Raw genomic sequence first — 15,261 nt, 5'->3', positions numbered from 1 at the left:
CCAGACTTGGGCGTTCAACAGATTTCCTTGAATGTCTATTTTTAAGATTGAGATTAGAAGCAGGTCAACTCTACCCAATTGATAGAAATTAATAGGACGACCAACAGGGGGGACATTCGCATGAGGCCCGCACCCGGCACAGCCCGGAGCAAACCCATGCGCATTCCCGATCACCATCGCTTGAACGCGCCGCCGCGTTGCAAAGACAAAGGATCGAGTATGAAACTGCGCCAGATTTTCCTCGCCAGCGTGGCCAGCGCCGGATTTTTCGTCAGCCCCGCTTTCGCCGCCGACGAAGCCCCCGCCGCCGAACAGGTGCAGGCCGAAGCTCCCGGCGACATCGTCGTCACCGCTCGCCACCGCACCGAAAGCGCGCAAAGCGTGCCGCTGGCCATTTCCGTGCTGGGCGGGCTGACGCTGGAGCGGACCGGCGCCTTCAATGTCAATCGCCTGCAGCAACTGGCCCCCACCTTGCAGTTCTATTCCTCGAACCCGCGCAATTCGGCGGCCAATCTGCGCGGGCTTGGCGCCCCCTTCGGCCTGACCAACGATGGCATCGAACAGGGCGTGGGCATCTATGTCGATGACGTTTACTTCAGCCGCGCGGCGGCCAGCACCTTCGACTTCCTCGATGCGGGCCAGATCGAAGTGCTGCGCGGGCCGCAGGGCACGCTTTACGGCAAGAACACCACGGCGGGCGCGATCAACATTACCAGCCGCGCGCCCACCTTCAACTTTGAAAGCCGGGGCGAAATCTCTGTCGGCAATTACGGCTATCGCCAGTTGAAGTTGGCCGTGTCGGGGCCTTTGTCGGAAACGGTGGCGGCGCGCATCGCGGTGTCCTCGACCGGGCGCAACGGCACGATCTATAACACCACCACCAAGAGCTGGGTACAGTCGCAGGACAATCTGGGCCTGCGCGGGCAAATCCTGTGGCGCCCCTCGGCCAGCGTCGATGTCACGCTGGCCGCCGATTATAATGAGCAGAACCCCTCATGCTGCGCCACCGTCTATTACGGCTATGGCAGCACCCAGCGCGCATCCGCCCGCCAATTCCCGGCGCTGGCCAATCTGCTCGGCTATACGCCCGCCAGCACCAACCCCTATGCCCGCGTAACCGACCTGGACAGCGAATTGCGCGCCACCAACCGCATCGGCGGCGCCTCGCTCAAGGTCAAGGCGCAGGTCGGCGCAGGCACGTTCACCAGCATCACCGCATGGCGCTTCTGGGACTGGAACCCGTCGAACGACCGCGACTACACCGGCCTGCCGATCACCACGCTGAGCCAGAACCCCACCAAGCAGGAACAATATACGCAGGAATTCCGCTACAGCCTCTCGACCAGCAAGTTCGACTGGAACGTCGGCCTCTTCGCCTTCAATCAGGCCGTCCACACCACCGGCACCCAGCAGCAGGGCAGCGCCGCCAGCCGCTTCCTGCTCTCCAGTGCCCAGATCAACGCGATCTGCCCCAGCGGTTCGTCGGCCACCTGCGTTCCCGACATCCTGAACGGCCTGACCGCCAAGAATGACATCCGCCTTAGCAACACCAGTCTGGCCGCCTTCAGCCAGTTGAGCTGGAAGGTGACGGATCGTTTCACCGTTCAGCCGGGCGTGCGCCTGAATTATGACCAGAAAAAGGGCTGGTACAATTCGGTCGTGACCAATTCGGCAGGCACACAGATCTTCCCCACCTCGGGCACGGGCGCAAACTCGCTGCTGGGCGCGCAGGCGGGCGTGCTGTCCTCGCAGCAATTCCCGGCGCGCTATTCGGCGTGGAATTTCAGCTATGACCTGACGCTCTCCTATGCGCTCTCGCGCGATGTGCGGGCCTATGCCACCTATGCCAAGACCTTCAAGTCGGGCGGGGTCAACCTCAACGGCGTGCCCTCAGACGCCAATGGCCAGCCGATTCTGGCCGCTGCCACGGTTAAGCCCGAAACGGTCAACCATTTCGAACTGGGCTTCAAGAGCCAGTGGCTGGACCGCAAGGTGACGGTCAATCTGGCCGCCTTCCGCACCGATATCGACAATTTCCAGGCGCAGGTCACCAATGGCGCGCTGGGCGTGCTGCGCGGCTATCTGGCCAATGCGGAAAGCGTGCGCACGCAGGGCCTCGAAGGCGATTTCTCGGTGCGCCCCAGCGACCGTTTCAGCGCCTATTTCAATGCCGCACTGACGGATGCGAAATATCGCAAGTTCACCACCGCCCCCTGCCCGCCCGAACTGTCGGGCGGCACCACCGTGACAGGCACCCAGACACCGGGCGCCGCCGGCGTCCCCGGCGCGCTCAGCCCTGCGTCCTGCGACATTTCGGGCCAGCGCCTGCCGGGCGTGTCGAAATATGCGCTGAGCTGGGGCGGCGAATATAACGTGCCCGCCAAATTGTTCGGCAAGGACGGTCAGGTCTATGTCGGCTATGACGCTTCCTATCGCTCCAGCTGGTCGTCCAACGCCTCGGCCTCGATCTACACTTGGGTGAAGGGCTATTCGCTGCACAATTTCCGCGCAGGGTGGCGTCAGGATCGCGGGCTGGACATCTATGGCTGGGTGCGCAACGCCACGGGCACCAATTATGTCGAGATGCTGACCGTGGCCAGCGGCAACACCGGCCTGATCGCGGCCAACCTTGGCGATCCGCGCACCTATGGCGCGACCGTCAAGTTCGAATTCTGATGCCGATTTCCGGCGCGGGCGTCCACCCGCGCCGGAATGCTTCAGGCCAGATAGACCCGCTGATACCGCCCGCCCAACTGGGTCAGGATTTCATAAGCAATCGTGCCCGCCTCCTGCGCCACAGCCTCAATCGGGCGATGCGGGCCGATGATCTCAACCAGATCGCCCTCGGCCAGCGCGCCCATGGGCAGCGCAGAAGCATCGACCACCGTCACATCCATCGACACCCGGCCCACGATGGGCAGAATCGCGCCATGCGCCCAAACCGCGCCGCGCCCCGACAGGCTGCGCGGGAAACCATCGGCATAACCGATCGAGAGCAGCGCCAGCCGCGTTTGGCGCGGGGCATGCCAAGTCTGACCATAGCCCACGCCGGTTCCGGCGGGCACAGTGCGGGTTTGCAGGACGCGGGCCTGTAACCCCACAACCGGGCGGAACGGCTCAGTTCGCCCATCGGCAGGTTCGGCGCCATAAAGGCACAGGCCCGCGCGGACCAGATCGCCGTGGAACCCCGCCCCCAGCAAGACCCCGCCCGAATTGGCAAAACACCGCGCCACGCCCGGAAACAGCGCTGCGGCCGTCTCAAACCGCGCCAGTTGCGCGGCATTTTCCGCCCGGTCGGGTTCATCGGCGCAGGACAGGTGGCTGATCACCGCCAGCAGCGGCACGGCGGCGCGAAAACCCGCATCGGCTGCCAGTTCCGCCGCCTCGTTAAAACCAAGCCCATGGCGCGCCATGCCGGTATCGACCTGAAGCATCGCCGGGCGGCCAAAGGCCTGCCAGCGTCGCGCCTGTCCCATGCTGTTCAAAACCGGCGTGACCCCGGCCTCTGCGGCAAAACCCTCGCCCCCCGGATGCAGTCCGTTGAGCACCGCCAGCACGGCGTCATCCGGCACCAGATCGCGGATCACCAATGCCTCGACCAGATTGGCAACGAAGAAAGCCCGGCATCCCTCCGCCGCCAGCGCCCGCACCACCTGCGCCGCGCCCAAACCATAGGCATCGGCCTTCACCACGGCGGCGGCGCGCGCAGGCGCAACCTCGCGCGATACGCGGCGCCAGTTTTCCACCAATGCGCCAAGGTCGATTGTCAAAACCCCCGGCGCGGGGGCCATTTGCGCCTGCACTTGCCTGTCACTCCAGTTTTACGCGCTCTGCTGGACCACAGGGGTTCAAAGCGCAACCGGCTTTGTTGATAAGCCCCCCAATTCCATATTGCAGCGCACAAACCTTTCGCGCACACTCACCCTATGATCACAGCTGGCTTGCACCACCTCACCCGCTATCGCTACAGCAAACCGATCCGTTTGGGGCCGCAGGTGATCCGCCTTCGCCCCGCGCCGCACAGCCGGACGCAGGTCCCGAACTATTCGCTGAAAATCAGCCCGGAAAACCATTTCCTCAACTGGCAGCAGGACCCGCATGGCAACTGGCTGGCGAGGCTGGTGTTCCCCGACCCGGTCGATCATTTCAGCATCGAGGTCGATCTGCTGGCCGATATGGTGGTGATCAATCCCTTCGACTTCTTTGTCGAGGAATATGCCGAGGAGCGCCCCTTTGCCTATGATCCGGCGCTGAAGGAGGATCTGGCCGCCTATTTCGATGTCGAACCGCAAGGGCCGCTGTTTGAAAAGCTCTACGACCGTTTTGTCGATGTAAAACAGCGCACGGTCGATTTCCTCGTCGATGTAAACATGGCGGTCTATCAGGCGGTGAATTACGTCATCCGCATGGAGGCCGGAGTTCAGGAGCCGGAGGAAACGCTGAAGATCGGATCGGGATCATGCCGTGATTCGGCATGGTTGCTGGTCAATCTGCTGCGACGGCTGGGTTTTGCGGCGCGTTTCGTTTCGGGCTATTCGATCCAGATGACGCCCGATGTGATCCCGGTTGAGGGGCCGAAGGGCGTTTCGCAGGATGTGTGCGACCTGCATGCATGGGCTGAGGCCTATGTGCCGGGCGCAGGCTGGATCGCGATGGACGCCACGTCGGGCATGCTGGCGGGCGAAGGGCATATCCCGCTCTGCGCCACGCCCCATTACCGCTCCGCCGCGCCGATCAGCGGACTGGCCGAACCGGCCGAGGTCGATTTCCATTTCGAGATGGGCGTCCACCGCATCCATGAAGCGGTGCGCATCACCAAGCCCTTTACTGACGAGCGCTGGGACGCCGTGATGGCGCTGGGCGACAAGGTGGATGAGGACATCGTGGCGCAGGATATGCGCATGACGATGGGCGGCGAACCGACCTTTATCGCCGATGGCGATTTCGAGGCCGGCGAATGGAACAGCGATGCCGTCGGTCCCACCAAGGCCGCCTATGCCGACCGCCTGATCCGCCGCCTGCGTGAGGAATTCGCACCCGGATCGCTGCTGCATCACGGGCAAGGCAAGTGGTATCCGGGGGAAAGCCTGCCGCGCTGGGGCTATTCGATCTATTGGCGCAAGGATGGTGTGCCAGTGTGGCGCGATGCCAACCTGATCGCGGGCGAAGTGCTCCCGCGTGAGACGCCCTTGCCCGAGATCACACCTCAAGGTGCCCAGCAGATGATGCGCGGCATTGCCAATACGCTGGGCGTGGACGAGGAATTTGTTCAGCCGGTCTATGAAGATGCGGTGGAATGGATCGTGCGCGAGGCGCAATTGCCCGACAATGTCACGCCCGACGATCCCGAACTGGAAAATCCCGAAGAACGCGCGCGTTACATGCGCACATTCCAGCGCGGCCTGAACAAACCGGTGGGCTATGTCCTGCCGATCCAGCGCTGGCAGGCGAAGCAGTCGCCGATCCAGCGCTGGCGGTCGGAAAAATGGCGGCTGCGGCGCGGGGCGCTCTTTGCTGTGCCGGGCGATGCGGCGCTGGGCTATCGCCTGCCGCTCTCCTCGCTGCCCCATGTCAGCGCCTCGGACTATCCTTTCATCAACCCGCAGGACACCGCCGCACCGCGTGGCCCCCTGCCCGATTTCTACGGTCTGGCGGCCGAGCGCGAGGCCGCCGCGCGCACGCAAGGCGCATTTCAGCGGGTATCGGATGCCTCGCCCCAGCTCGCCGGCAACAACTATGTCGAACAGGTCGCTATCGAGGGCGTGGTACGCACCGCGATCACGGTCGAGGCGCGGCGCGATCACCTCTGCGTCTTCATCCCGCCGGTCGAAACGCTGGAGGATTACCTCGACCTGATCGCCACGGTCGAACATGTGGCGCAGGAAAGCGGGCTTCCGGTGCGGATCGAGGGCTATCCCCCGCCGTCCGACCCGCGCCTGATAGTGCTGAAAGTCACGCCCGACCCCGGGGTGATCGAGGTGAATATCCAGCCCTCGGCCTCATGGCGCGAATCGGTTCATATCACCGAAACGCTCTATGATGTCGCGCGCGAGATCGGGCTGACGGCGGATCGCTTCATGGTCGACGGGCGCGCGGTAGGTACGGGCGGGGGCAACCATATCGTGCTGGGCGGGCCAAGCCTGCTCGACAGCCCGTTCATCCGCCGCCCCGATCTGCTTAAGTCCTTCGTCACCTATTGGCAGCGTCATCCCTCGCTCTCCTATCTGTTCTCCGGCCTGTGCATCGGCCCGACCAGTCAGGCCCCGCGCATCGACGAGGCGCGCCATGACGGGCTGTATGAGCTGGAAATCGCGTTGGCGCAGGTGCCCGGCCCGGATCAGCCGCAGCCCTTGGCATGGGTGGTCGATCGCCTGTTCCGCAACCTGCTGGTTGATGTGACGGGCAATACCCATCGTACCGAAATCTGCATCGACAAATTGTTCAGCCCCGATGGCCCTACGGGCCGCCTTGGCCTAGTCGAATTTCGCGGTTTCGAGATGCCGCCAGACGCGCGGATGAGCCTTGCCCAGCAATTGCTGATCCGGGCGCTGGCCGCATGGTTCTGGCGCGAGCCGCAGGGCGGGCCCCTGGTGCGCTGGGGCACGCAATTGCATGACCGGTTTATGCTGGGCCATTTCGTCTGGGCCGATTTCCTCGATGTACTGTCCGATCTGCGCCGCGCGGGCTATGATTTCGACCCCGTGTGGTTTGAGGCGCAGCGCCAGTTCCGCTTCCCCATCCACGGCACGACCGAGGGCGGCGGGGTTCAACTGGAAATCGCCCATGCACTCGAACCTTGGAACGTGCTGGGCGAAACGGGGGCGATCGGCGGGACGGTGCGCTTTGTCGACAGCTCGACCGAGCGTTTGCAGGTGCGCGCAACCGGTTTGGTGGCCGGACGCCATATCATCACCTGCAACGGTCGCCGCATCCCCATGAACCCCACCGGCACGCCGGGCGAAGGCGTGGGCGGCGTGCGCTATAAGGCGTGGTGGCCGTCCAATTGCCTCCATCCGATGCTGCCGCCCCATGCGCCGCTCACCTTCGACATCTATGACACATGGAACCATCGCAGCCTTGGCGGCGCGGTCTATGAGGTCGCGCATCCGGGCGGGCGCAATTACGATACTGTGCCGGTGAACGCATTCGAGGCCGAGGGGCGGCGCAAGGCGCGCTTCTTCGATATCGGCCATACGCCGGGGTTCCAGCCTATCCCCACGCAGGAATGGCCCGGCGAATTTCCGATGACACTCGACCTGCGCCGCCCCGGCTGGGTGGGGTAATTTGGCCACCCGCGCGCCCCGCAAAACCCAGCCGGTCGACCGGCTGAGGGATTATCCGGTCGACGTGGACGCAGGCGACCTGTTTCGCCATGCCCCGCCCGAGGTTGCCGCCAAATGGCGGCTGATGGCGGGCGGACTCCATACGCTGGCGCAGGATTCAGGCCTGTCGGCGCAGGAATTGCTGGCGCGGCAGATTGCCGACATGGGCATGAGTTTCCGCATGACCGGCGATGCGGAGGAACGCAGTTGGCCTCTGACGCCCATGCCGCTGATCGTCGGCGCGCAGGAATGGGCCAAGGTCGAGGCTGGCCTTGTCCAGCGCGCGCGCCTGCTCGAAGCCGTGGTGGGCGATATTTACGGCCCGCAGGATCTGGTGCGTGAAGGGCATATACCCGCAGCGGTCGTGGCGGGCAGCCGCTATTTTGCCCGCGCGATGGGCGGGGTTTTGCCGCGCCGGGGCCATTATATCCATGTTTATGCGGTCGATCTGGCGCGCGGGCCGCATGGGCAATGGCGTGTGCTGGGCGACCGGCTGCGGCTGGCCAATGGCGTGGGCTATGCGCTGGAAAACCGGCTGGCGCTCTCGCGCGGGACGGGATCGCTGCTCTCGGACATTCACGCGCGGCGGCTGGCGGGTTTCTTTGGGCAATTGCGCCAGGGCCTGTCCGCCGATTGCCCGCGCGAATCGCCGCGCATCGCGCTGCTGACGCCGGGGCGGTTCAATCAATCCTATCCCGAACAGGCGCATCTGGCGCGCTATCTGGGCTTTCCGCTGGTCGAAGGGCGCGACCTGTCGGTAATCGACGGCAAGCTTTATGTCCGCACCATCGGCGGGCCGAAACGGGTCGATGCGCTGTGGCGCTGGATCGACACCAATTCGCTCGATCCGCTCAATTTCGATGCGCGCTCGACGATTGGCGTGCCCGATCTGGCCGATTGCTGGGCGGGCGGACAAGTGGCCATGGCCAACTGGCCTGGCGTCGAGGTGGTCGAGGCGCCCGCCTTTGCCGCCTTCCTGCCGCGCCTGTTCCAGACGCTGCTGGGCGAAGAACCGCTGCTGCCCAATGTCGCGACATGGTGGTGCGGGGGCGAAACCGAGGCGGATCTGGTACGCGGGCGGCTTGATGAATTAATGATCGCCCCGGCCTTTGGGCAAAGGGTCGAAGGGCTGGCCACGGTGCAGCCCGCCCATGGCGCGCAATTGACGCCCGAGGCGCGCGAAGCTTTGCTGGCAACCATGGCGCGCCGCCCGATGGATTATTGCGCGCAGGAAATCATCAACCTGTCCACCACCCCCGCGCTGATCGAGGACCGGTTCGAGCCGCGCCCCTTCACGCTGCGCGCCTTTGTCGCGCGGGGGGCCGATGGCGAATGGGTGGTGATGCCGGGCGGCTTTGCCCGCCTGTCCTCCTCGGGCAAGATCGCCTCGACGCTGATGGGCGAAGGCGATCTGTCGGCCGACGTCTGCGTGGTGGACGAAGCCGACGAGGAACGTTTCAGCCGCGTCACGCTGACGGGTGCACCATCAATCCGGCGCGACGGCGGGGTTCTGGCGGCGCAGGCGGCCGACAATCTGTTCTGGTTCGGCCGCTATGGCGAGCGCGCCGAAATGACGGTGCGCGTGGTCCGCTCGATCCTAGGCGGCGGGATTGAAGTGGACGCGGGCGCCAGCGGCCATCCCGAGGTGCGCGCCAGGCTGATCGAATTGCTGGCCAATTGGGGGGCGCTCGGGCCGGATCATAGCGCGCTTTCGCCCGCCGAAGCGTGCCGCGCGGCGCTGGTCGAGCATGGGCTGCCGGGCGGGGTCGCCGCGTTGCTCAACACCCAGCGCAATGTGGGCCAATCGCTGCGCGACCGTTTCGCGCCCGATTTCTGGCGGATCGCCAGCCGGCCTTTGCCTGCGCTCGATTCGCATCGGCCCGGCGTGCTGCTGCGCGTGGCGCGCGAGCTGATCGAACGTTTCGCCGCACTTTCGGGCCTCGGCGCGGAAGATATGGTGCGCGGCCCGGCTTGGCGCTTTCTTGATCTGGGGCGGCGCATCGAACGCGCGCTTTCGCTGTGCCGCATCGCGCGCCAGTTGGAAGGCGCGGGCGAGGAAAGCGACCGGCTCAACACTCTGCTCGATATTTTCGACAGCCAGATCACCTATCGCTCGCGCTATCTTTCGGCGCCGCTGCGCGATCCGGTCTATGACCTGCTGCTGCTCGACCCCGACAATCCGCGCAGCCTTGTCCATCAGGTGCAGGCCATTGAGCGCCACATCGCCGCCCTGCCTTCGCTGCGCGAGGACGCCCTGCCCGAGGCCCCACTGCGCGAGGTGCGCGCGGTGCTCTCGCCGCTCGTCAGCCTGACCGTCGATCAGTTCGACGAGCCGCGCATGGCCGAGATCGAGATGCGACTTCATGCGCTTTCGGATTCGATTTCCGCGCGCTACTTCCTGCAATTCGACGCGGCGGTCGCGGGCCGCACGCCGCTGCAAGGCTGATCCTTCCATGCGCTATCGCATCCATCATTCGACCAGCCTGCTCTATGACAGCGTGGTGCGACTGGCGCGGCTCAACCTGCGGCTGAAACCGGCGGCATGGCCGGGGCAAAGGGTGGAGAATTTCGCGCTGAAGCTCGATCCACCGCCTGCCGAGATCGAGGCCGGGGACGGCCCGTGGATCGTCCATCGCCACCGCGTGACCCTGCGCGAGGCGCTCTCGGAACTGAGCATAGAAAGCCGGTTCGATATCGAGGTGAACGAACCCGCCGCTGCGCCCGAAGAGGCGCCCGATATTGCCAGTATCCGCGCCGCTGCGCTGGCCCTGCCCGATCTGTCTGCGATGGGCCCGGCCTCCTATCTGTTCGCCTCGCCCATGGCCTCGCCATCGGCCGCGATTGCCGAATGGGCTGCGCCCTTTTTCGCGTCCGGTCAAAGCGTTCTGGCCGCCGGTCATGGTTTGATGGGCGCGATCTACGCCCAATTCGCCTATGACGGGACCGCCACCAATGTGACCACCACCGCACAGGACGCCTTTGAGCAAAAGCGCGGCGTGTGTCAGGATTTCGCCCATGTGATGATCGTGGCCGCGCGCGCGCATGGCATTCCGGCCGCCTATGTCAGCGGCTATCTGCGTACATTGCCCCCGCCGGGCCAGCCGCGTCTGGTCGGTGCCGATGCGATGCACGCATGGGCCGCGCTGTGGTGCGGTCAGGACATCGGCTGGGTGGGCTTTGATCCCACCAACGACGTGCTGGCCGGAACCGACCATATCTTTGTCGCCATGGGCCGCGATTATGCCGATATTGCCCCCATCGACGGCGTGTTCATGGGCGGCGCGGGGCAAAGGTTGTCGGTCTCGGTCGATGTCGAACCGGTGGAAGACTGACGCGCGCGGCTTGACTTGCATCGGGCCGGGTTCATGCATGGCTCGATGGAGAGCTTTCCCAGACGCGATCTGTTGACCGGCCTTGGCCTTGCCGGGTTGCTGCTGCCCGAGGCGGTGGCCTATGCCGGTATGGCGGGGCTGGCGCCGGGGCGGGCGATTGTCGCGGCGGTGGCGGGCGCGCTGGCCTATGCGTTGGTCGGGCGCAGCCGTTATGCGGTGATCGCCCCCACATCCTCTTCGGCGGCCATTCTGGGCGCAGCGCTGATTGGGCTTTCAGCCGAGGGGCTGGCGGACAAAGGCGCGGCGGCCACGGCACTGGTGGTGATGACGGGGCTGATCTTTGCCGCGCTGGGCGCGTTTCGTCTGGGCAGTCTGGCCGGGTTCATTTCGCGCCCTGTGCTGCGCGGCTTTGCGCTGGGGCTGGCCATCACGATCATCGCACGCCAATTACCGCATCTGTTGGGCATCAGCGTGCCGGGTGCACCGATGTGGCGGCTGCTGGGCGAAATCGTCATGGCGCTGCCCCGGACAAACTGGCCCAGCCTGCTGCTCGGACTTGGGGCTTTGGCGGGTCTGCTGGCGTTGCGGCGGGCGCCGCGTTGGCCCGGATCGCTGATGGTGATCGGCGGCGGACTGTTGCTGGGCTGGTGGCTGGATCCGGCGGCTTGGGGCGTGGCGCTGGTGGGACAGGTGGCGCTGACATGGCCCGATTTCGCGCTGCCGCCCCTCGCGCTGCTGCCGCGCCTGGCCCAGATTGCCGCGCCGGTCGCACTCATCCTGTTTGCCGAAAGCTGGGGGACGATGCGGAGCCTTGCCCTGCAAAATGGCGACCGAGTGGATGCCAATCGCGAATTGGGCGCGCTGGGTCTGGCCAATCTGGCCGCAGGGCTGGTGCAGGGAATGCCGGTGGGCGCCGGTTTTTCGGCGGCCAATGCCAATGCCTCGGCGGGCGCGCAAAGCCGATGGGCGGCCATCGTCGCAGCGCTGGCCCTGCTGGGGCTGGCGCTGTTTGCCGCGCCCGCCATTGGGCGCATTCCCGAACCGATCCTTGCCGCCGTGGTGATTGCCGCGCTGACCCATGCGCTCCACCCTGCTCCGATCCGGCGCCTGTTTCAGATCCGGCGCGATGGCTGGGTGGCGGTGGCCGCAGCGGTCGGGGTGCTGGCGCTGGGCGTGCTTAACGGAATGCTGGCGGCGATTGCGCTGTCCGTCGCCATGCTGCTCTATGATCTGGCCCATCCCTCGATCAGCACACTGGGGCAAGTGGGCGACAGTCATGATTTCGTCGATGTCGCTCGCCATGACGATGCCCGCGTGCCAGCCAATATCGTGCTGTTTCGCCCCAATGCGCCGCTGTTTTTCGCCAATGCGGAAAGCGTGCTGAACCTGATCGCCGCGCGCGCTGCGGCCTCGGGCGCGCCGGTGGTGGTGCTCAGCCTTGAGGAATCGAACGATCTGGACGCCACCGCCATCGACGCGCTGGGCGAATTCGTGCTTGATCGCTCGCAACATGGGCAGCGCGTGCTGCTGGCCCGTGCGCATGACCGGGTGCGCGATGTGCTGGTGGTGGCGGGCATGGCGCAACTGGCTCAGGATTCGACATTTTCGGTGGCCGACGCCGTGGCGCGCGCGGGAGCATCGTGGCAGGATAGCGCCATCTGAGGGAAAGGAGAGCCCGTTTATGGCCATGAACCACCCAGTCCAGCCGGTCCTCAATCCGGTCAGGCTGCGCGATCTGCGCCCCACGCAAATGACCGTGGGGCTGGCCGAAGTGCGCGACAAGCAGCAGCACTGGCGCGATCAGAAACAGGGCGGGCAATGGCTGGGCCAGCATCTGATCCCGGTGGTGCATGGGCCGAGCGACACGTGGTGGGTGATCGACCATCACCATCTGGCCCGCGCGCTTTACGAGGAGGGCGTGGAAGAGGTGCTGGTTTCAGTCGAAGCGCGGCTGGGCAAGCTGAGCAAGAAACGATTCTTTTCGGTGATGGACTATTACAACTGGCTCCATCCCTATGATGACAATGGCAAAAAGCATGACTGGGCCGATCTGCCGCGCCATGTGGGTCAATTGGCCGATGATCCGTTCCGCTCGCTGGCGGGCGCGGTCCGGCGCGGCGGCGGCTATGCCAAGACATCGACGCCCTATGCGGAGTTTTTATGGGCCGATTTCTTCCGCGATCATATAAAACGCGACAAACTCGAAGAAAATTTCGCGGCTGCGCTGGCCAAAGCGCTGAAATTGGCCAATAGTCCCAAAGCTGCCTATTTGCCGGGCTTTGCCGGTCCGGAAGGATGATGACACGATGAAAGCTCTCCAAGCCTATTTCGCCCAAACCGGCGGGCCCGAAGTGATCCGCTGGCACGAGGTCGATCTGCACGAACCGGGCCCCGGCGAAATCCGCGTGGTGCATGAGGCGGTGGGGCTGAATTTCATCGACACCTATTATCGCTCGGGCCTCTACCCCTGCCCGCTGCCCTCCGGATTGGGCAGCGAAGCGGCAGGCGTAGTCGAGGCAGTGGGGCCGGATGTCGCCGCCTTTAAGCCGGGCGACCGTGTGGCCACCTTTGGCCCGGCGCTCGGCGCCTATGCCACGGCGCGGATAACGCCTGCCTCGGTATGGTTTCGCATCCCCGATGGCATCAGCGCGCAAACGGCGGCGGCGGCCATGCTCAAGGGCTGTACCGCGGAATTTCTGGTCGAACGCGCGGTGGCCTTAAAGGCGGGCGAATGGGCGCTGGTCCATGCAGCAGCAGGCGGCGTGGGGCAAATCCTTGTGCAATGGCTGAAGGCGCTGGGCGTTCATGTCGTCGCGGTGGTCGGGTCCGAGGGCAAGGTGGCCATGGCCAAGGAGGCCGGAGCCGAGGTTGTCCTCTTGTCGAGCGCGTCCGATGTGGCGGCACAGGTGCGCGAGATCACAGGCGGAGCCGGTGTTACGGCCAGCTTCGACGGCGTGGGGGCGGCGTCATGGCCGGTGTCGCTGGCCAGCGTTCGACCGCGCGGTACGATCCTGTCCTTTGGCAATGCCAGCGGGCCGGTGACAGGTGTGGCTCTCGGGTCCCTGGCCTCGGCAGGTTCGCTCTATGTCACGCGGCCCCGCTTGTGGGACTATTACGCCACCCCTGCGGAGAGTGCGGCCGGTGTGGCCCGCCTGTTCGAGATGCTGGAGAGCGGGGCGGTCAAAGTACCGGTGGGGCAGAGCTTTGCCCTGACCGATGCGGCTGAGGCGCATCGGGCTCTGGAAGGGCGTCAAACGGTGGGGGCGAGTGTGTTGGTGCCTTGATGGGGTGTCCAGGGTTAGGAACATGCCTCCGGCGGGCAAAGGACCCCCGCCCTTTGCCCGCCGGAGGCACCTTCTAAAACCGGCTAAAACCCCTCAAGCCTTCTGCGACCGCAACAACATCGCGCCAAAGCCCATGAACACACCCCCGGTCACGCGATTGAACCAGCGCTGGGCGGCGGGGCGGCGCAGCCATCCGGCAAGGCCCCTGCCACCGACCGCATAGGTAAAGTAGCAGAAGGTTTCGATCACCGCGAAGGTGCTGATGAGGATGGAAAGCTGGATCGCCTTGGGCTGGGCCGGGTCGATGAACTGGGGCAGAAAGGCGGCAGCGAAGAGCAGCGCCTTGGGGTTAGAGATCGCGATGGTGAAGCCCCCGCGATAGACCGCCCAGCGCGAAAGGCCGGGGCGCTCGAACTCGACCGTTTCCTCGGCCTCATCTGCCACAGGCGCGCGCCAAACCTTGATGCCCAGATAGACCAGATAGGCGGTGCCAGCCAAACGCAGCACCTCAAACGCCCCGGGCAGCGCGAAGAGCAACGCGGTCAGCCCCAGCGCGCTGGCCGTCATCATCACCACCAGCGCGCTCATGCAGCCTGCCATGGCCGGAAACGACCCGCGCAGGCCAAGCTCGACACTGCGGCTCATGATATGGAGCATGTTGGGCCCCGGCGAGGCGCTGATAAGCAACACGGTGAAGCAATAAAGACCCCAGAGATGCAGGTTCATGCCAATACTCCCCCAAAAACACCCAAAGCCGCCACAAGGACGCCGACAAGACCGAGACCAGCGCCCAGCCACAGGAAAGGTCGCGTGGCCATGATCTGAGACAAGGCCAGCAGCAAAATGCCCAGCAACAGCGCACTTTCGGCCAGACCAAGCTGGCCGCTGCGCTCCGCCGCAGAGGATGCCTCGGATCGCAGGCCTGCGATCCGGGTGGCGATGGCGTCGATGCCGGGCGCGCGTGGGCCGCCGGGCTGCGCGCTCAGCTTACCCTGACGCAGCAGCGCCGCCTCGCCCAGAGCGCCTGCGCGCACATCGCCGTCCAGCCCGCCCTGATTGGCCTGCGCGATCAGCATCGTCTCGCGCGCCTTCATCGCTTCGACCATCGTGGTGGCATCGGCCGCGGCCAGAGCCGCCTGAATGCTCTCACGCTGGGCCGAAAGCATGGCGATATGGATGATGCCCGAAAGCACCACAGCCAGCACGATCAGCGCCACGCACAAAGGGGAGGATTTCGTCTCTGTCATATCCGTGACTTAGCCGGGTGGCGGAAAAAAGAAAGGGGGCCGTTTTGGCCCCCTCCCCCTTGTTTCAAGCAGACCG

10 protein-coding genes are annotated in these 15,261 nt (G+C 65.1%); 7 read left to right on the top strand and 3 right to left on the bottom strand.

Going from position 1 to position 15,261, the window contains the following annotated elements:
- Positions 1 to 219 precede the first annotated feature (219 nt).
- Positions 220 to 2,676, top strand: coding sequence for a TonB-dependent receptor (locus FHW96_RS13485; RefSeq protein ID WP_172341106.1), 2,457 nt, complete (start codon positions 220 to 222; stop codon positions 2,674 to 2,676).
- Between the two features lie 41 nt (positions 2,677 to 2,717).
- Here the strand turns inward: FHW96_RS13485 and alr are convergent, their stop codons facing one another.
- The gene (gene alr, locus FHW96_RS13480; RefSeq protein WP_172341105.1) at positions 2,718 to 3,791 is read right to left on the bottom strand and encodes an alanine racemase; all 1,074 of its coding nucleotides are present in this window, start codon (positions 3,789 to 3,791) and stop codon (positions 2,718 to 2,720) included.
- Positions 3,792 to 3,926: 135 nt separating this feature from the next.
- Here alr and FHW96_RS13475 point away from each other — a divergent pair, with 135 nt between their 5' ends.
- Genes FHW96_RS13475 through FHW96_RS13450 form a run of 6 tightly spaced genes read left to right on the top strand, consistent with a single transcriptional unit; the run spans position 3,927 to position 13,938 of the window.
- Complete coding sequence (locus FHW96_RS13475; protein WP_172341104.1) at positions 3,927 to 7,283, top strand: DUF2126 domain-containing protein; 3,357 nt, start codon at positions 3,927 to 3,929, stop codon at positions 7,281 to 7,283.
- A 1-nt stretch (position 7,284) separates the two neighbouring features.
- Positions 7,285 to 9,768, top strand: a complete 2,484-nt coding sequence (locus FHW96_RS13470) for a circularly permuted type 2 ATP-grasp protein (protein WP_253950947.1) — start codon at positions 7,285 to 7,287, stop codon at positions 9,766 to 9,768.
- A 7-nt stretch (positions 9,769 to 9,775) separates the two neighbouring features.
- Entirely contained in the window at positions 9,776 to 10,654 is an 879-nt protein-coding gene (locus FHW96_RS13465; protein WP_172341103.1) for a transglutaminase family protein, read from the top strand.
- Positions 10,655 to 10,699: 45 nt separating this feature from the next.
- Positions 10,700 to 12,316, top strand: coding sequence for a SulP family inorganic anion transporter (locus FHW96_RS13460; RefSeq protein WP_172341102.1), 1,617 nt, complete (start codon positions 10,700 to 10,702; stop codon positions 12,314 to 12,316).
- A 19-nt stretch (positions 12,317 to 12,335) separates the two neighbouring features.
- Positions 12,336 to 12,953 carry a ParB-like protein gene (locus tag FHW96_RS13455; protein ID WP_216650895.1) on the top strand — a complete coding sequence of 206 codons (618 nt, stop codon included), beginning with the start codon at positions 12,336 to 12,338 and terminating at the stop codon, positions 12,951 to 12,953.
- 7 nt (positions 12,954 to 12,960) lie between these two features.
- Positions 12,961 to 13,938 carry a quinone oxidoreductase gene (locus tag FHW96_RS13450; protein WP_172341101.1) on the top strand — a complete coding sequence of 326 codons (978 nt, stop codon included), beginning with the start codon at positions 12,961 to 12,963 and terminating at the stop codon, positions 13,936 to 13,938.
- A 93-nt stretch (positions 13,939 to 14,031) separates the two neighbouring features.
- On the opposite strand, the gene FHW96_RS13445 is transcribed toward FHW96_RS13450, so the two are convergent.
- Positions 14,032 to 14,664: a LysE family translocator gene (locus FHW96_RS13445; RefSeq protein ID WP_172341100.1), complete on the bottom strand. Its 633-nt coding sequence runs from the start codon at positions 14,662 to 14,664 to the stop codon at positions 14,032 to 14,034.
- Positions 14,661 to 15,185, bottom strand: a complete 525-nt coding sequence (locus FHW96_RS13440; protein WP_172341099.1) for a DUF4337 family protein — start codon at positions 15,183 to 15,185, stop codon at positions 14,661 to 14,663. The genes FHW96_RS13445 and FHW96_RS13440 overlap by 4 nt, the downstream gene beginning before the upstream one ends.
- Positions 15,186 to 15,261: the final 76 nt, after the last annotated feature.

Origin of the sequence: Novosphingobium sp. SG751A (genome assembly GCF_013149295.1) — a bacterium.
GTDB lineage: Bacteria > Pseudomonadota > Alphaproteobacteria > Sphingomonadales > Sphingomonadaceae > Novosphingobium.
Note: the sequence above shows the minus strand (reverse complement) of the source record. Positions and strands in the feature narration are given on the sequence as shown.

Excerpts from the sequence above, each read along its gene's own strand:
- FHW96_RS13465 (WP_172341103.1), top strand. The coding sequence starts at position 9,776 with ATGCGCTATCGCATCCATCATTCGACCAGCCTGCTCTATGACAGCGTG.
- FHW96_RS13445 (WP_172341100.1), bottom strand. The coding sequence starts at position 14,664 with ATGAACCTGCATCTCTGGGGTCTTTATTGCTTCACCGTGTTGCTTATC.
- alr (WP_172341105.1), bottom strand. The coding sequence starts at position 3,791 with ATGGCCCCCGCGCCGGGGGTTTTGACAATCGACCTTGGCGCATTGGTG.
- FHW96_RS13450 (WP_172341101.1), top strand. The coding sequence starts at position 12,961 with ATGAAAGCTCTCCAAGCCTATTTCGCCCAAACCGGCGGGCCCGAAGTG.
- FHW96_RS13440 (WP_172341099.1), bottom strand. The coding sequence starts at position 15,185 with ATGACAGAGACGAAATCCTCCCCTTTGTGCGTGGCGCTGATCGTGCTG.
- FHW96_RS13485 (WP_172341106.1), top strand. The coding sequence starts at position 220 with ATGAAACTGCGCCAGATTTTCCTCGCCAGCGTGGCCAGCGCCGGATTT.
- FHW96_RS13455 (WP_216650895.1), top strand. The coding sequence starts at position 12,336 with ATGGCCATGAACCACCCAGTCCAGCCGGTCCTCAATCCGGTCAGGCTG.
- FHW96_RS13460 (WP_172341102.1), top strand. The coding sequence starts at position 10,700 with ATGGAGAGCTTTCCCAGACGCGATCTGTTGACCGGCCTTGGCCTTGCC.
- FHW96_RS13475 (WP_172341104.1), top strand. The coding sequence starts at position 3,927 with ATGATCACAGCTGGCTTGCACCACCTCACCCGCTATCGCTACAGCAAA.